The organism is Oricola sp., from assembly GCF_022763245.1.
GTDB lineage: Bacteria > Pseudomonadota > Alphaproteobacteria > Rhizobiales > Rhizobiaceae > Oricola.
The window spans coordinates 99365-121554 of the sequence record NZ_JALEGV010000037.1; the positions used below are offsets into that span (position 1 = coordinate 99365).

Here is a 22190-nt window from a genome sequence, read left to right on the forward strand (position 1 = left end):
CGAGGCCACGGATTTATCCGCCAATTCGGCGATGAATTCAATCGTGAGCCTCTTCGGGCAACTGTCACCTCGCTGACACTCTTTTTCGAACGGCACGTTCAGCATTCGCGCTCAACGACAAATGACGGGTGCTAGGCATGAGTATTTTGGGTGGGGCCGCAGGCGCGGCGATCGATGGTCGGATGCTGATCGGACGCAACTGGTCGGCTTCGGAAAGCCAGGATGTCATCGAGGTGGTCAACCCCGCGGACCTGTCGCTGGTCGGCACCGTGCCGAACGCCACGCCGAAGGACGCGGAGCAGGCGGTCGCCGCCGCCTACGCCGCGCAGGCCGGATGGGCGGGCCGCCTGGCCGGCGAACGCGCCCGCCTGTTGCGCGGCTGGGCCGACCTGGTACGTGCGAACCGCGTGGAACTGGCGCGGCTGCTGACGACGGAACAGGGCAAGCCCCTCGCCGAGTCGCTGGGCGAAGCCGACGTGACCGCAGACTTCATCGACTGGTTCGCCGAGGAGGGCCGTCGCGCCTACGGCCAGGTGATCCCCGAATTCGCCGCCGGAAAGCAGTTGGTCGTCACTCGTGAGCCGGTTGGCGTGGCGGTCGCGATCACGCCCTGGAATTTCCCGTTGTCGATGGTCGCACGCAAGATCGCGCCGGCGATCGCGGCGGGCTGCGCCACGGTGCTGAAGCCGTCCGAGGACGCGCCCTTCACCTCGCTTGCGCTGGCCGAACTCGCGCATGAGGCGGGGATTCCCGACGGCGTCGTCAACGTCATCACCTGTTCGCGGGAAAATGCGGTCGAGACCGTCAAGGCGCTGCTCGCCGACACGCGCGTGCGCAAGCTCTCCTTCACCGGATCGACGGTGGTCGGCAAGATCCTGCTCGCGCTTGCGGCGGGCACGGTGAAACGGGTCTCGATGGAGCTCGGCGGCAACGCGCCGTTCGTCGTGTTCGACGACGCCGACCTCGACAAGGCGCTTGCCGGCTTCATGGCGGCGAAGTTCCGCAATGCCGGACAGGTCTGCATCGCGCCGAACCGGCTGCTGGTTCAGGATGCGGTCCATGACAGTTTCGTCGACCAGCTCGCCGAACGCGTCAAGGCGCTGAATGTCGGGCCGGGGCTGGAAGAGGGGACGCAGATCGGTCCGCTGATCAACCGTCGCGGCATGGAAAAGGCGCTCGGCCTCGTGCGCGATGCGGTGCGCGACGGCGCCGAGCTCGTCACCGGAGGCGAAGTCCATGCGCGAGGCGGCAGTTTCCTGCAGCCGACCATCCTGACGGGCGTCAATTCGCAGATGCGCATCTTCCGCGAGGAGGCCTTCGGGCCGGTCGTTCCGGTGGTCCGGTTTTCCGGGGAAGACGAAGCCATCGCGCTCGCAAACGACACGGACGCCGGTCTTGCCGCCTATTTCTATTCGCGTGACGTGAACCGCGTCTGGCGCGTGTCCAAGGCGATCGAGTCGGGCATGATCGGGGTCAATGACGGCGTCATTTCCACACCCGTCGCACCGTTCGGCGGCGTCAAGGAAAGCGGCCTCGGCCGCGAAGGCGGTCAGTCCGGAATCATGGAATATCTGGAAGAGAAGTACCTGTGCATGGGCATCGACAAATGATGCCGGATTTGTAAACCGAAAGACAATGGCGGGTGTCCTGCCCGCCTAGGATTGCGCTCGCCGCCCGGAGCGGCGGGAGGGATCGCGCCTGTCGCTTGCCGGCCATGCCGCCGGACGGTGCGCACGCAACACGACGGAGCAGCGTTTCCGTTTCAGCGGAGGAAGGGTTTGAATGCTCGACGTATTGAACGGTAGCTGGGAAGGCCTGCTATTCGTGTTCCACTGGAAGACCTTCATGTTCATGATGATGGGTATTTCAGTCGGCATGATCTTCGGCCTCATCCCGGGGCTGAGCGGCCTGACGGGCATGAGCCTGCTCCTGCCGATCGCCATCACCCAGCCGCCGGAAACGGCGGTCGCGTTCCTCCTCGGCATGTATTCGGTCACGACGCAGACCGACGCCATCCCGGCCGTCCTGATTGGTGTGCCGGGCACCGCCGCCGCCCAGGCCACCTATCTCGACGGCTATCCGATGGCAAAGCGGGGCGAGGCGGGCAGGGCGCTCAGCGCGTCCTACTTCGCCAGCGTCTGGGGCACGCTCGTCTCCACCGTGGTCATCATCCTGTTCCTGCCGGTGCTGCGCAATGTGATCGACAATTTCGCCTCGCCGGAATTTTTCATGACGTCGCTGTTCGGCCTCGTCCTGGCGTCGTCGCTCGTCGGCACGTCGGTCGCGCGCGGATTGATCGTCGCGTTTCTCGGCCTCTTGCTCTCGACCATCGGCTTTGCGGAATATGCGCGTCAATCCCGCTTCACGATGGACATTCCCTACCTGGAAGCCGGCATCCCGATTGTGCCGATCGCGCTCGGCCTCTTTGCGCTTCCCGAAGTGCTGGACATGCTGCTCAAGCGCAGCTCGATCGCCGGAGACGGCAACGACCTCGATCCGAAGACCGGCGCGCTTGCAGGCTTCCGCGACACGATGCGCAACCGCTGGCTGGTGCTTCGCACCGGGCTGATCGGCTGCGTCTCCGGGATGATCCCCGGTCTCGGAGGCACTGTCGCCGAGTGGCTGAGCTACGGCCATGCCGTGCAATCGGCCAAGGATTCGTCGATGTTCGGAAAGGGGGACATCCGTGGCGTGATCGCGCCTGAATCCGGAACCGCGGCGCAAAAGCCTGGCGCCCTCGTTCCCACGCTGGCGCTTGGCATTCCGGGCAACGCCTCGATGGCGGTCATGATGGGCGCGCTGCTCATCGTCGGTATCCGTCCGGGTCCGTCCATGCTCTTCGAGAACCTGCCGCTGACCTTCCAGATGACGTGGACCGTCGTGATCTCGAACCTGATCGTCGCTTTCCTCTGCCTCTGGCTGCAGCGCTATCTCATCAAGATCTGCTTCGTGCGCGCCGACATCATCGCGCCGACCATCTTCTGCTTCATGATCGTCGGCGCGATGCTCTCGACCAACGGCATCGGCGACATCGTCCTGTTCGGGATTTTCGGAGTGGTCGGCTACATCTTCAAGCACTCCGACTGGCCGCGCGTTCCGCTGATCATCGGTTTCGTTCTCGGCGGACTTCTCGAGAACAATCTCTGGATCACGACGCGCCGCTACGACGCCGCCTTCCTGTGGGAGCGCCCCATCGTCATCGTCCTGGAGATCATGATCGTGGCGATCGTCTCGAGCGTGCTGTTCGCCCGGATGCGCAAGCAGCGCGTCCAGGTGGCGCAAAGCGAACAATCCTTCGAGGACTGAGGAGCACCTTCATGGCGATCGTTCGCAAAAAACCGGCGGGTTCCGTCACCTGGTGGCTCGGGGTGGTCCTGTTCATCCTCGCCGCTTGCGCGTTGTACATCGGTCGCGGTTACGGCCGTGCCGGCGTCATGCCGAGCCTGACCGCGATCGCGATCATGGTCATCGCCGGGCTCCACACGGTCTCGGGCCTGATGTTCGGCGTTTTCGCCAATGACGACGAGTGGCACTCCGACGACGAGCGCAGGGCGTTCGCACGACGTCGGCGCATCTATGCGTCGATCGGACTGGCCGTGGCGGTCTTCATCTGGCTGGTCGGCTTCCACATCACGTTGCCGATCTTCCTGTTTCTGTTCGTCGGGTTGTCGACGCGCCGCTGGCTGACCGCGGGCGTTCTCGGGATTGCGATATGGGCCTTCACCTATGTCCTGCTCAACAAGGTGATGCACATCGCCTTCCCGGCGTCCGTTCTGCAGAATTTTCTTGTCGCGCGCGGATACTACTGACCGCGCGCAACCGGTTGAGTGAAAGGGAGAGAGATGGCCAAGAGGTCGAATATTGTATTCATCATGCCCGACCAGCAGCGCGCGGACATGATGGGGTCCTATGGCGACCCGTCGGCGAAAACGCCGAACACCGACAGGCTGGCCGCCGAGGGGATCCAGTTTGAGAACTGCATCTGCCAGGCGCCCTTGTGCATGCCGTCGCGGGCATCGATGCTGAGCGAGCGCTACGTGCGCGACCACGGCGTCTTCCAGAACAGCTCCGTCGTCCAGCCCACGGTGCCCACCTTCGTCCAGGCGCTGCGTGACGCCGGGTATCACACGGTGCAGACCGGCAAGACCCACCTCTACACGCATCTGCCCTGGAGCGCCGACGAGCACATGAACTCGCGCGCGCACATCCTGAAGGATTACGGCTTCGCCGAGACGCACGAGATCGCGGGCAAGGAGGCGACCCTCCGCGTCGATTCGATCTACACGGACTATCTCAGGAAACGTGGCCTGCTCGACGATTACCGGACATATCTCGCCAGCCGCAACAAGCACACGCTGGAAGAGGATCCGAACCTCAAGCCGGCCACGGCCTGGAACGCCGATCCGCTGCCGCTTCCGCTGGAGGCGCATATGGACGTCTGGCTCGGCGATTACACGGCCGACTGGATCCGGTCCTACGATCGCGACGAGCCGTTCTTCCTGCAGGTCGGGTTCGGCGGCCCGCACGATCCCTGGGATGCGCCGGTCGAGGCGCTGGAGGCTTACGGCGACCCGGAGATCACGATGCCGGGCAGCTTCGAGCCGCCGGAGATCCCGGAGGACGGACCGCTCTCCGTCTTCCTGTCGGTCTTCACCGAATATTGCGACACCGACACGATGACGCTGGAGGCGATCCGCAAGGCGCGCCGCGCCTACTACGCCAACATGATGATGATCGACGAGTCCATCGGCAAGATCATCGCCGCGCTGGAGGAGAAGGGCGAACTGGACAACACCTGGTTCGTCTACGTTTCCGACCATGGCGAGATGATGGGCGAGCACCGGATGGTCAAGAAGATGGTCTTCTACGAGCCCTCGGTGCGCGTGCCCATGATCATCCGTCCGCCGGGCGGCATGGAAGGCAAGCAGGTCGAAGACCTCGTCGATCTGTTCGACATTTCGGCGACGTTCCGCGCGATCGCCGGCGCGCAGATGCCGTCCTCGCATGCCCAGTCGCTTCTGCCGGCCCTTGAAGGGGAATCGGTCGCCCGCGAGGTCGCGATCTCCGAGGCCTACGGGGTGGCGATGTTCCGAACCGCAACCGAGAAGCTCGTGGTTTACGAGGACACGGGCGAAGCGATGCAGTTCTTCGATCTCGTCGCCGATCCGCTGGAGAACGACAACCTTGTCGGCAAGGGTGTCGCGGACGACCGGATCGAGGCTCTGCAGGCCCGCTATGCCCGGCCGTTCCTGTCGATCCGGCCCGTGCGGCCGCATCGCTCGATGGTCGAGCGCAAGGTGCTCGCCAAGAACACGTTCTTCCTGCCGGAAGCCGTTTTTTCCGAGTGAACCGGATCGCTTTTTCGAGAATGTCCGGGCGGTGACAATCCTGCCCGGACCAAGGCCCTAGAGTTCCCGCATCAAGGCATACGGCCGCGACGCCGGCGCGTGTGCCGACATTTCACAAAGACAGGGAGAAGGGCATGTTGACTGCCGACAAATTGCTTGCACGCGGACATCTTGCGCTCGATTGGGCGGCATCGCTGGTCGATGACGAGGTGGGCTTTCGCGACGCCGGCAACATCATCAACGGCTATTACAAATCGGTGGTCGCCTTCACCACCGGCGGTCGTGTCAGCGAGGCCCGGCGGATCGCGAACTACATCGAAAAAACGTTCCTTGTGAATGGCGACATCAATGCGCTCGAGGGCGATCCGACGGGCCCCGGCTTCTCCAACTATCGCAACGCATGGCTGGGACGCGGCGTGCATGTGCTCGGCCGCTATGACCTTTCCCGTGCTCTGGGCGACTTCATCGAGGGGCAGATCGACCCGTTGACCGGCGGTCTGTTTGCCGACCCGCACGCGCCGGCCGAAAAGCGCGAAACCTGCTGGGGCTCCACCGGGTCCGGTGTCCTGGCTCTGATCGCCATGGGGCGCCTGGCCGCGGCCCAGCGGGCGGGTGACTACATGATCGCCATGATGGACGATCAGCCCGACGCCAAGGGCAAGCTCTATCTGCGCCGCGACGCCAGCGGCAAGATCATCGACAAGGACATCCGCGAAGGCCTGGCCCTTGTTTACAGCATCGAGATGGGGACACCCGGCCAGGTCTACTGGTACGTCGGCATGGCGATGAACGCCTGTGCGAACCTCTATCTGGCCACTGGCGACCGCAAGTGGATCGACGGCGGCTACAAGGCGTTCGAATATTTCAAGAATTGCCACGAGGAGATCTACCAGATCATCTCCAACGGCAAGGTCGCCTGGGGTCTGGCCGCCATGTACGCGGTGACGGGCGATGCCCAGTTCAAGAAACACGCGCTCGACGCTTGGCAATGGCACTACGATGTGCAGTCGCCGGACGGTCGATGGCTGCGCGTCGGCCAGATCGCGTCGCTTGAGGAGCAGCCGGTCCACATCACGCTGGACACGACGCTGGAGCGCGCGTTCTACATGTTCGAGCTGTCGCGCACGCTGGACATCTGAGGCCAGAGGGGGGAGACGAAATCCATGACAAAGCCATCGAACATTCTGCTTATCCAGGTCGATGAACTCGCGCCGCAGGCCATGCGCACGCATGGCAACACCGTCGCGAAGACGCCGCATCTCGACGCGCTTGCGGAGCGATCGGTCGTTTTCGACGCCGCCTACTGCAACTATCCGCTCTGCTCGCCTTCGCGCGCGTCCATGCATGCCGGACGCCTGCCATTCGCCATCCGGCAGTGGGACAACGGAGCGGAGTTTTCCGCCGACATTCCGACCTTCGCCCATCACCTGCGAAGCCTCGGATACTCGACGAGCCTGTGCGGCAAGATGCATTTCATCGGGCCGGACCAGTATCACGGCTACGAAGAGCGTCTGACCACGGATGTCTATCCGTCGGATTTCTCCTGGACGTCCAACTGGAACGAGAGGATCCGCAAGGGCGGCGGCATTCGCATTCGCAACGTGACCGATGCGGGTCCGTCGGTGCGCAACCTGCAGCAGGATTTCGATGACGAGGTGGCGTTCTGGGGGCTGCAGAAGCTCTTCGACCTGGCAAGGGACCCGGAAGACCGGCCGTTCCTGCTGACGATTTCGTTCACCCAGCCGCATCCGCCTTTCGTGGCGCCCCAGGAATATTGGGACCGTTATTCGGAAGACGAGATCGACATGCCGCGGGTGCCCCCGGTTCCCTACGAGGAACTCGATCCCTTCAATCAGAAGAAGCACATCGCTCAAGGCCTGCATCTCTACGACATGACCGAAGAGCGCGTACGCAAATCGCGTCACGCCTACTATGCGATGATGTCGTATATCGATGACCGGGTTGGCCAGTTGATGGCCGCCCTCAAGTCGACCGGACTGGACGACAACACGGTCGTCATCTTCACCTCGGACCATGGCGAGATGCTCGGCGAGCGCGGCATGTGGATGAAGGACTGCTTCTTCGAGTGGTCCGCGCGGGTGCCGCTGCTCGTCAGCGGTCCCGGCATCGAGCCGGGGCGGTCCGACAAGGTCGTCTCCCTCGTCGATCTCATGCCGACGATGGTCGACATCGCCGGCGGGACGCTCCCCATCGAGACGGGGCAGGACGGCGACAGCCTCGTGCCGCTTCTGAAGGGCGACGAGGCCGGCTGGAAGGACGAGATGATCTGCGAATATTCCGCGTCGGGCCATCAGGCGCCTTCGCGCATGGTCCGCCGCGGCCGATACAAATATTGGGTCCATCACGGGCTCGAACCGATGATGTTCGATGTCGTCGCCGATCCGGACGAACTCAACGGCCTTGCCGGCAACCCGGATTACGCCGAAATCCAGGCCGAACTGCATGCGCGGTTGATGGATGGCTGGGAGCCCGAAGAGATCAGGCTTGCCTGTATCGAAAGCCAGAGACGACGGCTGTTCCTGCGCGATCTGACGGAGCGGACCCCGAAATACTCCAACTGGTCGCCGGAAATCTCGCACAATGACGCAAACCGGTATGTGAGGGGCCGACAGGCGGCTTTTCACCGAAAGGCGATGCAGCGCTTCCCCTTCTACGAATCGCCGCCGGTCGATTTCGAGCCCGAGGACGAGAACCTGAAGCCGTAACGGCTGCGACTTCGGGATCTATCGATGACGGAAGCCGTGCCCGGTCCTGACACTGAGAAATCATCACCGGTCTCGCCGGGCCGGACATGGCTGCGCAGCGCCGCCGCGCTCCTGATCGGCGTCGCCGGCGCGCTTGTGGCACGGCAGGTCATGATGCCGATGCCATGGCTGCTCGGAGCGATGATCGCAACGATGGTCGCTTCGGTGGCCGGCGCGCCGATCTCCGCGCCGGTCGCTTTGCGGCCTCTCTTCGTTCCTGTGCTGGGCGTCATGCTGGGATCGGGCTTCAGCACCGCCGTCTTCGCGAATGCCGGGAGCTGGCTGCTGACGCTGGCCCTCATGCCCGTCTACATCACGTGCACCGGGGTCGTCGCCTATGTCTATCTTCGCAAGGTCGCGCGGTATGACCGGGTGACGGCCTTTTTCAGCGCGATGCCGGGAGGCATCAACGAACTGCTCCACATGGGCGAGGACGCCGGCGGCGACGGGCGGGTGATCGGCCTGAGCCATGCCACGCGCATCCTGATCGTCGTTCTCACGGTGGTGCTGTCCTACGGGTTCTTCCTGGATGTCCAGGTTGGCGGGCAGCGATCGTTCACGTCGTTTTCGTCGCTGGCCCTTTCGGATGTTGGCTGGTTGCTCACATGCGGGGTGGTCGGCGCGGTGGTCGCCCCGCGGCTGCGCTTGCCGGCCGCGCTGCTGACGGGGCCGCTGATCTGCAGCGCCATCGCCCACACAGCAGGCGTCGTTGAGGTTCCGCCGCCGACCATCCTGTCCTGGGCGGCGCAGCTTGTGATCGGCGCGATCGTCGGCGCCCGTTTCGTCGGCGTCTCGGTAGCCGAGATCTTCCGCTACCTGGCCGTCGGCATCGTCGCAACCATGCTGATCCTCGTGGTGTCGGTGATCTTCGCGGGCATCGTCTCGATGTTCTCGCCGACCGAGATGGCACAATCCTTTCTTGCGTTCTCGCCGGGCGGCGCCACCGAGATGAGCCTGCTCGCGCTGGCGATGGGGCAGGACATGGTGTTCATTTCCTTCGCCCATATCGCCCGCGTCGCGATGGTGGTCGCGCTGACGCCGATCGGCTTTCGGCTGTTCCGCCGCTTTCTCGCGTGAAGCCGACATTCCACCCCGATTGTAGGAGCGCGAACAAACTGAATTCCGCACCCCCGCTATCCCGGTAGCAGAAGAAGCCGGCGAACGTCCGCCGGCGCCGTAAATTCGGAGAGGCGGATGCCAACTACTCGTTATGATTTCATCGTTGCCGGCGCCGGCTCTGCCGGTGCTGCCGCTGCCGTTCGCCTCGCCGAGGACGGGCGGCACAAGGTGCTGCTGCTCGAGGCCGGCCCCGACGATCGCTGGATTTGGACCAGCATCCCCGCCGGAGTGTATTACCTGGTGCGCAGCGAGCGCAGCATGTGGCGCTTCTTCACCGAGCCCGAAAGCCACATGAAGGGACGCCGCCTGTTCTGGCCGCGCGGCCGCAATCTCGGCGGTTCATCGACGGTCAACGGCATGATCTGGGTCCATGGCGATCCGGCGGAATACGACCGCTGGCGCGACGAATTCGCGCTTCCGGGATGGGGCGGCGACGATTTGAAGCCCTATTTCCGCAAGATCGAAACCTATGCCAGCGGATCCGGCCCCGACCGCGGCAGCGACGGACCGGTGACGGTCACGAATTTCTCGGCCCGCAAGCCGTTGATGGATTCGTTCCGCGCCGGGTGCGAGGCCGTCGGCATCCCGTCGACCGACGACTACAACAGCGGCGAATATGAAGGCGTCGGATACCTGCAATTCAACACAAAGCGCGGCTGGCGACAGGGGACGCGCGAGGCCTATCTGAAGAAGGGCCGTGCGCTGCCGAACCTCGACATTCGCACCGGCGCGATGGTTCGCAAGGTGATCTTCGAGGGCCGGCGCGCGGTGGGCGTCGAGATCGATACTGCCGGCAAGATCGAAACGGTGCGTTGCGGGCGGGAGGTCATCCTGTCGGCGGGCGCGGTGCAGACGCCGCAAATCCTCGAACTGTCCGGCATCGGTCAGGCCGACCGGCTCAAGGAGATCGGCATCGACGTGATGCAGGATTCGCGCAATGTCGGCGAGAACCTGCACGACCACCTGCATACGCGCCTGAGCTTCTCGTGTGACAACGTGATCACGATGAACCAGATCATTCGCAATCCCATTCGCAAGGGATTGATGGGCGCGCGGTTCGTTTTCTTCGGCACCGGTCTGATGACCTGCAGCGGACAGTGCCTGCACGCGCTCGTGAGGAACAATCCGGATGATCCCCAGGCCGACATGAAGATCCAGCTCCACTGGATGTCGAGCGCTGACGCGCGCGATCCCAACAAGCTCGTGCTCGACGATTTCCCCGGCGTCTCGATTGGTACGTTTCCGCTGCGGCCGAAGTCGCGCGGCTGGGTGCACGTCAAGTCGAAGGACGCGCGGGAGCATCCGCTGATCAGCGCCAACTATCTCGCTCATCCCGACGACCAGAAGGTGACGGTCGATGCCATGCGCCTGGCGCGCCGCATCGCCGATACGCCGGCGATGCAGGCCTTCGGGCTGGTGGAAACCCGCCCGGGCGGCGATGCGACAACGGATGACGAGCTTCTCGACTATGCGCGCTCGACGTCTCAGACCTCCTATCACCCCGTGGGCTCCTGCCGGATGGGGGGCGACGAGGCCTCGGTGGTCGATCCGACCCTGAAGGTGCGTGGCGTGTCCGGGCTGCGCGTCGCCGACGCTTCCGTCTTCCCGACCATGTGCTCGTCGAACACCAACGCGCCCGCGATCGTCGTGGGCGAGAAGGCCGCCGAGATGGTCCTGGCGGACAATCGCTGACCGCCGTCACCGCTTTGCAGTGACGTGAAACGGGCGCTCCGGCCGGATCTTGCCGGCCGGAAACCAGGCGCAAGTCGACAGATCATCTCAATTCGCGGGCGCCGGATTGTTTCGGCGCATGATGGTCGCGACTTTGGGCCGCTTCGCCGGATCGCTGTTCCCGGCCGCTTTATCCCACAACCAATTCAGCCTTGTGCCGACGCTTGCGCCACGGATTCTGTTTCAGCTTGTCTGGACAGATAGAGGGCGCTTGAAGCCCATCACGCGGGGATCGGACCGTCGAGGATCAAGGCGTTGCCGGCCTTGCGCCGATCACGACGTTCCCGAACGCGACAGGCTGGTGATGCCAATCAAGGGGCCGAAGACACCGTCGGGGACTTCAGGCGCGTCCGGCCGCGCTTCGCCATGCGAACAGGGCCAGGGTGTGAAGACGGAAATAACGGTGTAACCGGGGCACCGCCGCGAGCCGACCGCGCCGGCCGGGTGACCGGATGGCGCGGGGCTCTTGGGCTTGGGAGGCATCAGCGGTTGAGGATGGTGACGTGGCCCTTTGCGGGGTCCACGCGGACGTGATCGCCGGTGCGGATCAGCGTCGTGACGTCGCCGTCCGCAAAGCGGTCGCACATCGTGAGATCGGCGAGGGCCGCGCCCTGCGCCAGGATGGTGTTGGCCGTGTTGAACAGGATCGCCGCGGGGATGATGCCGCGCGACTTCATCTCGTGCAGCATCCAGGCAGAGGCGACACCGCCCTTCGCCGTGTCCAGCACGAGGACCTTTCCGACGTAGGATTCACCGGCCAGCGCGTGCTGCGGGCGCGAGAACACGCCCTTGACCCTGTCGAGGTCATAGCGCGCCGAGAAGCCGTCTTTGGCAACCAGCGCCTCGCCTTCCACGGTGGGGCCGATTCCAGGATGGCAAAGGAGTTCAATCACTGGACGATCCTTCCGGTACAGGCTGATTCAATGCAATGTTCCATCGAGGCGAGTGCCGGCTGATATCCGTAGCCGCCCAGGATGTTGACGATCTTCGCCGAATTCGACAGCAGCCGTTTCCAGCCATTGGCTTCGCCGATCTCCCGCGCATACTGGTTGTAGAAGCAGGTTCCCTCGAGCACCTTGGCGCCGGTCGCCTCGATCCGGCCGACGAGGCCGAGCCGGAGCGCGTCCGCGAAGACGGAAGGCGACGTGCAGACGATCATCGCGGTATCCGGATGAAGGCTCCTGCCGTCGCAAAGGGCGGCGACCTGGTTCATCTCGACCAGCGAAAGCTGGGGGGCCGCGAAAACGACGACGTCGACCGGATCGCCTTTCGCGCCGAAGCGCGCCTGCAATGCGGCGAGATCCTCGGCGCCGATCTCTTCGGCCGGCAATTTGTCCCCGCCGACAGCGGCGAGCGTGGGGGCTTCGGTCGTGACGCCGACAATGTGAAACAACGGCGTCGAGCCGTAGCTCGCCATCGCGGCGCCGAAGTGTTTCATTTCGTCGGAGCCGGGCTGGCGCTCGATGCCTTCGATCACGGGGACGGCCCAGTAGGACCCGGATTTCTGGCCGATGACGGCGCCGAGCGCGCCCCAGCCTGTGAGGCCTTCAGGTTGATGCCGCACCACGAAGCGGCGTGTCGCCAGTCGGCGCTCGTCGAGATGGAGGCCGTAGCGGGGCGTGCGGCCGGTCAGTCCTGCGGCAAGCGCCGATGGTCCGCCCTCGAAGTTGGAGCGGGCGCCCAGAACGCTGTTGGAATAGATGACGACGCCCGTGTCGCCGAACGCAACGTGCTCGCCGTGAACCGGCGGAAGAATGGTCTGGTAGTTGATGCAGGTGTTCGTCATCATGATGCCGAGTTCACCGCAGGCGGCGATGAAGCGTCGCTCGATCTCTGCCATTTCTTCCGTCTGGCCGAGCGGGCGATAATGGTTCAGGTCGACGCCGCGCGGATCCGTGATCATCGGAATTGCCACGCGCCGTTCCGCTTCCGGGTGGCGGGCCATCTGCTCCACCAGCTCCAGGCCTGCGGGGCCGATCGATTCCGGGTCCGCCATCATGTGGGCCTGGGTCACTTCGACGAAATCGGCCGCATCGAACATCGTGCCGACCTTGATCATGTGATCCATCGCCCAGCGTCTTGGCTCGCCGAGCTCTCCCGCGAGCATGGCTTCTTCGACATTGCTCAATTTCACGTCGTAACCTCGAATGATGGGTAGTTTGGGGGCTGCGGTGCCGAGCTGGGCGGTTCCGGAGCGCACGCTCGCGGAACCGCCCAACGGCACCGGCCGTTCAGATCAGGCGGGGCGGTGCTTCGCCCGACTATTCCATGTTCGCAGCGATGGCTTCGTCGAGCGCGCTGCGGACGTCTTCGGATGCGAAGACCTGCATGTTCTCTTCGAGAAGGGCCTCGATCGCGTCAGCCGAGATCGCCGACGGGACAGGCACGCCGATCTTTTCGAGCTGCGCGACATAGTCCGGGTCGGTATAGGCCTCAAGGATCGCCGTCTCCCAGGCATCCTGGTAGGATTGCGGCGTTTCGATCGGCAGGGCGAAGGCATGCTGCATCGCCATGGCCTTGTGGAACGTTTCCCAGCCGCGATATGCGGCGCTGTCGACGCTGTCCGGAGCGGCGCTGCGCCAGATGTTGTCGAAGACCGGAATATCCTCCAGCCCTTTCTGGGCGACGATCTTGCCGTCGATGAATTCTCCCATCTGGCCGAGCGGAACCAGGACGCCGTCGCCGGTGATGGCTTCACGGTTGGAGCCGAAATAGGAATCGTTGGTAATGGCGATTTCCGCTTCCTGGGCGCGCACCGCGCTGACCATGCGGCCCTGCGTCGTGTAGCCGCTGACCAGCCGGAACCCGTCGGCGCCGATCGCGCTGCAGAGGAGGCGCAGGCGCAAGGCCTGGGCGTTGTCCGGCGTGTTCGCGGTGAGGAAGAAGCGGTCCGAGTATCCGGGCAGCGTGTCGGCCGTCAGGCCCGCATCCGTGCTGGTCACGAGGACATGGTTCACGCTTCTGCCGGCCACGAAGTGCAGGTCTTTCGCGCGCGCGGGCAGGCTGTCGTCAGCTTGTGCGAGAAACATGAGCGTGCCTGAGAAATATCCGATCGTCATGCCATTCGGCGCGACGGAATCGATCAGGTAGCCGACGCCGGTATTGCCCCCGGCACCCGGCCGGTTGGTGACGATGACGTTCGGATTGCCCGGCAGGTGTTTCGCGATGTAGGGCGCGACGAGGCGAGCGGCGGTATCCGTGCCGCCGCCGGCAGCGAAATTGACCATGATCTCGACAGTTTCGCCTTCGAAATCAACGTCTTGCGCACTAGCAACGGTGATCGGCCCGAATGCTGCTGTGGTTGCCAAGGCGATTGCGAAGCTGATGGATTTTCTCGGCGTTCTAGCCATCGTGGATACTCCCTGCTTGCCGTGAATCTTTGATATTATTCTTGTAGTTATGGCGGGAGAGTCGTCCTCTCGCTCGCCGCGCAGATCGTACCGCATCGCCCGTCCGATATTGTAAGCGGGAAAACAGTTCGCCCGGCCCTCTGTTTCTAAGTTGCCGTCGAGCCCAAAAGGTTTTGGATGCGCTTGCGCGCAACACGGTATCGCTCCGACAGCCTCGTTCATACGCGCTCAAGCCCTTTGAAAGGTAACCATATGCGCCCCAATTTTCTGTTTGTAGTTTCGGATCAGCACCGCGGCGACTGGACCGATTGGTCGGGCGCGAGCTTCGTCCGCACGCCGAACCTGTCCCGCTTGGCGGAAGCCGGGACGGTCTTCGCGGACGCGATCTGTCCGGCGCCGCTTTGCGCGCCGTCGCGGATCTGCATGGCGCGCGGCCAGAACTACGGTCGGGCCACGTCGGACTGCAAGAACGGGGTCGCGCTCGACAATGACGGTCTGCTGCCGATGGACGAGGAAAACCTTTATGCCCGGCTTCAGCAGTCGGGATATGCCGTTGCCGCATGCGGCAAATCGGACCTGAGAAAGGAAGACCAGAGCTGGGGACGCGACGGTCAGCACATGTCCGGCGGACGTTCGGTCTGGAACGCTCTCGGTTTCACGCATGGCTTGGATTCGGCCGGAAAGCATGACGGCATCTGGGCGGCGGAAGCCGGAATTCCGGAGCCGTATCTCTCGTTCCTGGCCGATCACGGCCTCGACAAGGTTCACCTGGATGATTTCGCCGGCCGGCCCTTCCCCAATTACCGCAACACCGACCCGACCAAGCTTCCCGATTTCGCCTACGGGGACAATTACGTGGCGGCGAGCGCCGAGGCGATCATGCGCGAGTTCGCCGGCGGCGAAAAGCCGTGGTTCCTTCAGGTCAATTTCAGGGGGCCCCACGAACCCATGGACATCACGGAATCCATGAAGGACGGCCAGAACGGCAGGACCTATCCGCCACTGCGCAACGGCACCGACATCACGGAAGAGAAGTATCACAAGATCGCCCGCAACTATGTCGCCATGATCGAGAATATCGACGCGCGGGTGGGTGCTTTCCTGGATCTGCTGGAGGAAACCGGTCAGTTGGAAAACACCGTGATCATCTACACCAGCGATCACGGAGAGATGCTCGGCGAAAACGGCAAATGGGGAAAGCTCGTGCCGTATTCCCCCTCTGTCGGCGTGCCGATGGTGTTCTACGGACCGGGCGTCGGAACCGGCACGGTCAACCAGCCGGTATCTCTCATCGACCTTGCTCCGACCTTCCTGGAGATCGCGGGCGCGAACCAGTTGAGCAAGGGCGACGGCGTCTCGCTTGCGCCGTATCTGCGTGGCGAGGAAACGAGTGGCGACGAACCGGTCCGGGTGTCCGGCATGGGGCCGTGGCGGTCCATTCAGGACGAGGACTACAAGCTCATTGTCGGTTACGTCCCGACGATCACCAATCCCGAGATAAGGGCGGGGCGCTGGGACGGCCAGCTGACCGCTCCGATGCTGTTCGACAGGCGCAACGATCCGCATGAGGAGCACAACATCGCGGACGCCAACCCCGCCATCGTGGAGAAACTGTTCGGGCGGCTGGTGCAGGAATTCACTGCCTGACGATCCGTGGAACTACGGAGGCCGGGCTGGTCCGCACAGGAGCCCGGCCTCGCGGGGACGATGGTCGTCTCGTCGTCCGCCGCAAGCATTGAAGAGCGCGCGGGGCCGAAAACGAAAGCATCTCGGGGGAATGCGGCGCGGGCGGGAATTGCCTGCATGACCTCCATGGGATAGCTGTCGTCGCGATGACGAAGAAAAATCGGTCACGGCTTGGCCGGCCGCCCACGATCAAGGATCCCGTCCGGACGATTTGCGACGCGGCAGCCTCTCTCATCGCGGAGAAGGGGTACGACACGACCTCGCTTCAGGACGTGGCCAATGCGGTCGGCGTGACCAAGGCAGGCCTCTACCACTACTTTCCGACCAAGCAGGCGCTGTTCGAGACCATCGTTCTCGACACGCTCGAGGAGCTCTATCGGTACGCTTCTGCGGCAATCGCTGCTGAAACGGATCATCGCGCGAAGCTAACCAGCTTCATGTCCGCCCACGCGGCGTATTTCTCCGAGCACGGGGAACGGTATCGCGCCAGCTTTTTCGGCCGCAGCGGGGACGAACTGGCGAACTACACGCCCCAACAGGTCGCCGCCCGGAAGGCCTATACGCGCCTGTTGGAGGAACTGCTCGAAAACGGGGTTCGCGACAACGCGTTCGTCGTGTCGGACATCCCGACATTCGCGCGCGGCATTCTCGGCATGTTGAACTGGATGGCCCGCTGGTACCGCGCGGACGGGCCTCAGACTGCGCCGCAGATCGCCGAAAGCTACGCAAAGACCATCCTCGCCGGCCTCTCGAAGGACTAGCTGATGACCCGGACATCGGCGTTGACACAAAGCGCGGTTATTTATATTACCGGCCAGACGGTAACTAAGTCGGAAAACGGATCGCCATGCACGCCGAGCGAGTGGAGAAGTCATCTTCGTTGGACGCGTTTCTCTCGCGGGAGGATCAGGAATTCAGGTTCCGGATGCGCGACTTCTTCCAGTCGGAAGTGCCTTCCGAAATCAGGGCGAAAGTCAGCGCCGGCCAGCCCCTAGCGAAGGATGACATCGTCACCTCGCAACAGATCCTGAATGCGCACGGTCTGGCCGTCCCCCATTGGCCGGTGGAATGGGGCGGAAAGGACTGGACGCCTACACAGCGCTACCTCTTCACCGAGGAACTTCAGTTCAACGCGGTGCCGCTGCCATTGCAGTTCAACTGCTACATGGTCGGACCTGTGATCGCCGCTTTCGGCAGCGAGGACCAGAAGCGGAAGTTCCTGCCGCGCGCTGCAAATTGCGACGACTGGTGGTGTCAGGGCTTCTCGGAGCCGAATGCCGGTTCCGACCTGGCGTCACTGAAGACGAGGGCGGTGCGCGACGGTGACGACTACGTGGTCAACGGCCAGAAGACCTGGACGACATACGGTCAATATGCCGACTGGATCTTCTGCCTTGTGCGGACGGATCCCGACGCGAAGAAGCAGCGCGGAATCTCGTTTCTCCTGATCGACCTGAACACGCCCGGCGTGGAGATGCGCCCGATCATCACGCTCGACGGAAGGCACGAGGTCAACGAGGTCTTCTTCTCCGATGTGCGCGTGCCCGCCGAAAATCTGGTCGGCGAGGAAAATCGGGGCTGGGACTACGCCAAGTTCCTGCTGGCAAACGAGCGGTCGGGGATCGCGCGGATCGGTCTGTCGAAGGAACGCGTCGCGCGCATCCGGCGCCGCGCGCAGGCAAAGGGCGTCTGGGATGATCCGCTGTTTCGCGCGGAGGTGATCCGCCTCGAAGTCGAACTCAAGGCCCTGGAGGTGACGCAGATGCAGATCCTCGCGCGCGCCGGCCAGGGAGACAACACGCCAGACCCGGCGTCATCGATCCTGAAGCTGCGCGGATCGCAGCTTCAGCAGCGCGCCTCGGAACTCCTGATGGAACTCGAGGGGCCAGCGGCCTTGCGCGCGCCCGGCGATGTGACGGACGCCCATGGCGCGGCCGAGGAAGAGCTGGCCGCTGCGGCCGCGCTCAACAACTATCTGAATTTCCGAAAGGTTTCCATCTATGGCGGCTCCAACGAGATCCAGAAGAACATCGTCGCGAAGACGATCCTGAACCTGTGAGGCTGCCGTGAAAGCGCTAACCGACGAACACCGAATGCTCCAGGACAGCATCGAAGGCATTCTGTCTTCGACCAGCGACGCCGACGCCGTCTGGACCCAGCTTGCAGAATTGGGAATGCTCGGCCTGACGATCTCTGAGGCCGACGACGGCGCGGGGCTGGGGCTGGCCGAACTGCTCCTCTTCGCCCACGGCTTCGGGCAGGCGGGCGTCTCGACGCATTATCTGGGCGCCGAGATCCTCGCCATGCCGTTGCTGGCCGCGCAATCGTCGCATCCAGCCGTCGCCGGCCTGCTTGCGGATTGTGTCGCCGGCACACGGATCGCCACACTGGCGCTCGACGACTTGGCGCCCGTGACGGCGACACGTGCCGCTGGCGGCGGGTTCGTGATCAGCGGCGTGAAGACGCTTGTCCCGTCAGGTTCAAAGGCTGGAATCATCGTGCTGTCGGCATCGCTTGACGACGCTCCGGCACTGTTCGTCCTCGACACCGAGACCGACGGGATCACGCGCGTACCCTATGAACCGGCCGCCTCCGGCGCGGGTGCCGATGTCGTGTTCGACGCCGTGGGCGTCGACGAAGCCGCGCTCCTGGCCAAGGGCGACGAGGCGGATCGGCTGATCGCCGATGCGCGGGCTCGTGGTTTGCTTGCGGTCTGCGCGGACATGCTCGGTTGCATGGAAAAGCTGCTCGACCTGACCGTCGACTACCTGCGCACCCGGCAGCAATTCGGCCAGCCTCTCGCGTCGTTTCAGGTGCTGCAGCACGCAGCCGTGGACATGTATGTCGAACTCGAAACCGCCCGCGCGATGCTGGACTACGGCGTTCGCCTCTATGACGCCCCTCAGAATGAGCGGGCGCATGCGTTGGACGCGGTGAAATTCAAACTGAACGCTGCGGCCAAGACCGTCGGTGAATCCGCGGTGCAGCTTCACGGCGGTATCGGCATGACGATGGAAAGCCTCACGGGCCGCCTCTTCGCGCGCCTCACCGCCGACCGGCTCTCGTTCGGTGACAGTCGCGCGTGCCTGGCGCGTCTCGTCGCCAACGACGCCAGCATCGCATTGAGTTGAATCCGGAACGGCCCACCCTTCTTCGAGGCCGATTCCCTTTTCTCAGTGCCATTCCCGCCATGCTCGGGCTTCCGCCCAGCGTCGAACACAGAATCGTGAAAGCAATGGAGAGCCCGTGATGGCGGACATGTCAGTAGGTCTTGAGCGGTCAAACGGGATCGCGATCCTCACGATCGACCGACCGCCGGTCAACGCGCTGTCGCACGAGTTGCGGAAGTTGATCGCGGCGCGGCTCGACGAGGTGGCGCGTGACGACGCGATCGCCGGGCTGGTGATCGCCTGCGCCGGCCGGACGTTTGTCGCCGGGGCGGATATCGAGGAACTGGGACTGGTCAGGCACCCGATGCTGCGCGACCTGATCGACACGCTAGAACGTATCGGCAAACCCAGCGTCGCCGCCATTCACGGGACCGCGCTCGGTGGCGGCTTCGAACTGTCGCTTGGTTGCACGTTTCGCTCGGCAATCGCAGACGCGAAAATCGGCCTTCCGGAGGTCAAGCTCGGCCTGCTGCCGGGGGCGGGCGGCACGGTTCGCACGACCTATCTCGCCGGCGCGGAGGCCGCGCTGAAATTGGCCGGCACCGGAGACATGCTGGACGCGACATCCGCCCGCGATCTCGGACTGGTCGACGTTCTATTCGACAGTGATCTCGTCGCAGGCTCGGTACGCTTTCTGGCCGACAGGATCGCTGCCGGAAACATTCCTTCGCCGGTTTCCAGCCGTGCACGCCCCGCGGAGCGGACGGATGACGGGCAGTTGGCGAAAATGACCGCGGAACTCTGCCGCAAGGCGCGATCTTCCGCGCCAGAGCAGGTCGCCAAAGCCGTCAGAAACGCCATCGATCTCTCTTTCGACGATGCGATGATCGAAGAGCGGCGCCTCTTCGATGCCGCCGCCGCAAGCCCGCGCTTTCGGGCGCTCCGGCATCTGTTCTTCGCCGAGAGGGCTGCGGCGAAGCCGGTGGAAACGGTTGACGCGGCCCCGCCTCGCACCGTGCAGTCGGTCGCCGTGATCGGTGCGGGCACGATGGGAAGCGGCATCGCCATGGCGTTCGCCAACAGCGGCTTCGACGTGGTGGTCCGCGAAACCGGCGATGCCGCACTCGAGAGAGGCATGAAGCGCATCCGCGATACCTACGATCGCTCGGTTACGCGCGGCTCGCTCTCGCGGGAGGATGCGGATGGCCGGATTGGCCGGGTTTCCGGGACGACGGAGGCCGAGGCGCTGTCGGCGGCCGACCTGATCATCGAGGCCGCGTTCGAGGACATGGCCGTCAAGAAACAGATCTTCGCCGAGATCGACGCCATCGCGAAACCCGGGGCGATTCTGGCGACCAACACGTCCTATCTGGACGTGAACGAGATCGCCCGGTCCACGCGTCGTCCCTCGGACGTGCTCGGCCTCCACTTCTTCTCGCCCGCCAATGTCATGAGGCTGCTTGAAGTGGTTCGCGGCGCGGATACGGCACCCGAAGTGATCGCGACGGTGCTGAAGGTCGCGCGCCGGCTCGGCAAGCAGCCGGTCGTGGTCGGAGTCTGCCACGGCTTCGTCGGAAATCGGATGCTGCAGGCCCGCAATTCACAACTGTCGCGATTGCTGCTCGACGGAGCAGACCCGGCGGATGTCGATGCGGCGTTCCGCAATTTCGGCTGGCCGATGGGGCCGTGCCAGATGCAGGACCTCGCCGGCCTGGACATCAGCTGGCGCAACCGGAAAGCGCTTGGAAAGGTCGATCTGCTTCCCGACCGGCTCTGTGAAAACGGCCGCCTCGGCCAGAAGGCCGGCAAGGGATGGTATCGCTACGAGAACGGGCGCGACCCGAAGCCCGATGCGGAGGTCGCCGCGCTGATCGAGGAACTGGCGGCAGAAAGCGGCATCGCCCGGCGCACCGTCGGCGAACAGGAGATCATCGACCGCACTCATGGTCCGATGATTGACGAGGGCCGGCGCATCCTGGAAGAGGGCGTTGCCGCGAGGGCCTCCGACATCGACGTGGTCTGGGTCAATGGCTACGGTTTTCCGCGCGACCTCGGCGGGCCGATGTACTGGGACGAGCATTTTCGCACGTCATCGCAATGAATATGCTGCGCCCGAGTTGGGGGCTTTTCAGGGCGTCTGGCCGAATGCCGTGGCGGGGGCTTTCTCGCCCTCCGCGGCGATCTCGTTTTCCAGCCAGGATCGGAACGCTATCAGCGGCTTGTGCTGCGCCCGGTCGCTAGGCCATGCAAGCCAATAGGCCCCGGTACCGGTGACCGTCTTCGTCAGGATCGGCGAAAGCCGGCCCGTCGCGATCTCGGATTCCGCGATGTATTCAGGCAGCAGCGCGACGCCCAGACCGGCGATGGTCGCTTCGATCATCGGCGCGAATTGATCGAAGAGCATCCCCGACACGTCAAGCGCCTTTGTCCCCTGGTCATCGAACCATGACCTCCAGGCCGAGGGCCTGGTTTCGATCTGGAAGAATTGCAGTCCGCGCATGTCGGCGGGTGACGCGATTGGGTGCTGCTCCAAGAGCGACGGTGCGGCACAGGCGACAAGCCGCTCGTCGAAGAGCTTCAGGTGATGGGCGGGTGACCGGGTTTCCGGTCCGAAATAGATCGCCGCGTCGAAGCCGTCGGAACTGAAATCCGGCGGCTGTATTCGCGTGGACAGGTTGATGGTTATGCCGGGATTGTCGGCGACGAAAGTTGCCAGTCGCGGCGCGAGCCAGCGCGTGCCGAAAGCGGGCAAGATCGCCAGCGCCAACGATCCCCCGTCGAGATTCGCCGACAGGCGCATGCTGGACCGCTGGATGAGATCCAGGGCGGTCGAAACGTCCCGGCCAAAATCGATCGCCGATTGCGTGGGCAGCAGCCGCTTCTTTTCCCTGAGGAAGAGTTCGCGTCCGAGTTGGCCTTCAAGATTCTGGATCAGCCGGCTGACGGTGCCCTGAGACAATTGAAGGTCTCGTGCCGCCGCGCTCGCCGATCCCGTGCGCAGCACGGCGTCGAAGGCCGTCAGCATGCTCAGGGATGGAAGATAGCGTCGATTTCGCACGGTAACATGCATATAATGCATGA

17 protein-coding genes are annotated in these 22190 nt (G+C 63.9%); 13 read left to right on the plus strand and 4 right to left on the minus strand.

Features of this window, described 5'->3' with window-relative positions:
- The first annotated feature begins 137 nt into the window (after positions 1-137).
- From MRY80_RS17065 to MRY80_RS17100, 8 genes are all read left to right on the plus strand, one after another.
- Positions 138-1610, plus strand: coding sequence for an NAD-dependent succinate-semialdehyde dehydrogenase (locus tag MRY80_RS17065; RefSeq protein WP_293292260.1), 1473 nt, complete (start codon positions 138-140; stop codon positions 1608-1610).
- Between the two features lie 172 nt (positions 1611-1782).
- Positions 1783-3306, plus strand: a complete 1524-nt coding sequence (locus tag MRY80_RS17070) for a tripartite tricarboxylate transporter permease (protein WP_293292261.1) — start codon at positions 1783-1785, stop codon at positions 3304-3306.
- An 11-nt stretch (positions 3307-3317) separates the two neighbouring features.
- Positions 3318-3809, plus strand: a complete 492-nt coding sequence (locus tag MRY80_RS17075; protein ID WP_293292262.1) for a tripartite tricarboxylate transporter TctB family protein — start codon at positions 3318-3320, stop codon at positions 3807-3809.
- A gap of 33 nt (positions 3810-3842) precedes the next feature.
- Positions 3843-5348 (plus strand): sulfatase-like hydrolase/transferase, encoded by a 1506-nt coding sequence (locus tag MRY80_RS17080; protein ID WP_293292263.1) that lies wholly within the window; start codon positions 3843-3845, stop codon positions 5346-5348.
- Positions 5349-5482: 134 nt separating this feature from the next.
- Positions 5483-6487, plus strand: a complete 1005-nt coding sequence (locus MRY80_RS17085) for a hypothetical protein (RefSeq protein ID WP_293292264.1) — start codon at positions 5483-5485, stop codon at positions 6485-6487.
- 24 nt (positions 6488-6511) lie between these two features.
- A complete protein-coding gene (betC, locus tag MRY80_RS17090) occupies positions 6512-8074 on the plus strand; it encodes a choline-sulfatase (protein WP_293292265.1) in 1563 nt (520 codons plus the stop codon).
- A gap of 24 nt (positions 8075-8098) precedes the next feature.
- Positions 8099-9190: an AbrB family transcriptional regulator gene (locus tag MRY80_RS17095; RefSeq protein ID WP_293292266.1), complete on the plus strand. Its 1092-nt coding sequence runs from the start codon at positions 8099-8101 to the stop codon at positions 9188-9190.
- A 117-nt stretch (positions 9191-9307) separates the two neighbouring features.
- A complete protein-coding gene (locus MRY80_RS17100) occupies positions 9308-10924 on the plus strand; it encodes a GMC family oxidoreductase N-terminal domain-containing protein (RefSeq protein ID WP_293292267.1) in 1617 nt (538 codons plus the stop codon).
- A gap of 521 nt (positions 10925-11445) precedes the next feature.
- On the opposite strand, the gene MRY80_RS17105 is transcribed toward MRY80_RS17100, so the two are convergent.
- The 3 genes from MRY80_RS17105 to MRY80_RS17115 form a co-directional block, all read right to left on the minus strand.
- Positions 11446-11856 carry a DUF126 domain-containing protein gene (locus MRY80_RS17105; RefSeq protein ID WP_293292268.1) on the minus strand — a complete coding sequence of 137 codons (411 nt, stop codon included), beginning with the start codon at positions 11854-11856 and terminating at the stop codon, positions 11446-11448.
- Positions 11853-13097: an aconitase X catalytic domain-containing protein gene (locus tag MRY80_RS17110; RefSeq protein ID WP_293292269.1), complete on the minus strand. Its 1245-nt coding sequence runs from the start codon at positions 13095-13097 to the stop codon at positions 11853-11855. The genes MRY80_RS17105 and MRY80_RS17110 overlap by 4 nt, the downstream gene beginning before the upstream one ends.
- A 127-nt stretch (positions 13098-13224) precedes the next feature.
- Positions 13225-14313: a tripartite tricarboxylate transporter substrate-binding protein gene (locus MRY80_RS17115; protein WP_293292270.1), complete on the minus strand. Its 1089-nt coding sequence runs from the start codon at positions 14311-14313 to the stop codon at positions 13225-13227.
- Between the two features lie 252 nt (positions 14314-14565).
- On the opposite strand from MRY80_RS17115, the gene MRY80_RS17120 reads away from it, so the two are divergent.
- The 5 genes from MRY80_RS17120 to MRY80_RS17140 all read left to right on the plus strand — a co-directional run bounded on the left by MRY80_RS17120 (position 14566) and on the right by MRY80_RS17140 (position 21210).
- Positions 14566-15960, plus strand: a complete 1395-nt coding sequence (locus MRY80_RS17120; protein ID WP_293292271.1) for a sulfatase-like hydrolase/transferase — start codon at positions 14566-14568, stop codon at positions 15958-15960.
- A 185-nt stretch (positions 15961-16145) separates the two neighbouring features.
- Positions 16146-16760: a TetR/AcrR family transcriptional regulator gene (locus tag MRY80_RS17125; protein ID WP_293292272.1), complete on the plus strand. Its 615-nt coding sequence runs from the start codon at positions 16146-16148 to the stop codon at positions 16758-16760.
- Between the two features lie 119 nt (positions 16761-16879).
- A complete protein-coding gene (locus MRY80_RS17130) occupies positions 16880-18058 on the plus strand; it encodes an acyl-CoA dehydrogenase family protein (RefSeq protein WP_293292273.1) in 1179 nt (392 codons plus the stop codon).
- Between the two features lie 34 nt (positions 18059-18092).
- Positions 18093-19130 (plus strand): acyl-CoA dehydrogenase, encoded by a 1038-nt coding sequence (locus MRY80_RS17135; RefSeq protein WP_293292274.1) that lies wholly within the window; start codon positions 18093-18095, stop codon positions 19128-19130.
- A gap of 118 nt (positions 19131-19248) precedes the next feature.
- Entirely contained in the window at positions 19249-21210 is a 1962-nt protein-coding gene (locus MRY80_RS17140) for a 3-hydroxyacyl-CoA dehydrogenase NAD-binding domain-containing protein (RefSeq protein ID WP_293292275.1), read from the plus strand.
- 27 nt (positions 21211-21237) lie between these two features.
- Here the strand turns inward: MRY80_RS17140 and MRY80_RS17145 are convergent, their stop codons facing one another.
- Positions 21238-22134, minus strand: a complete 897-nt coding sequence (locus MRY80_RS17145; protein WP_293292276.1) for a LysR family transcriptional regulator — start codon at positions 22132-22134, stop codon at positions 21238-21240.
- Between the last annotated feature and the right edge of the window lie 56 nt (positions 22135-22190).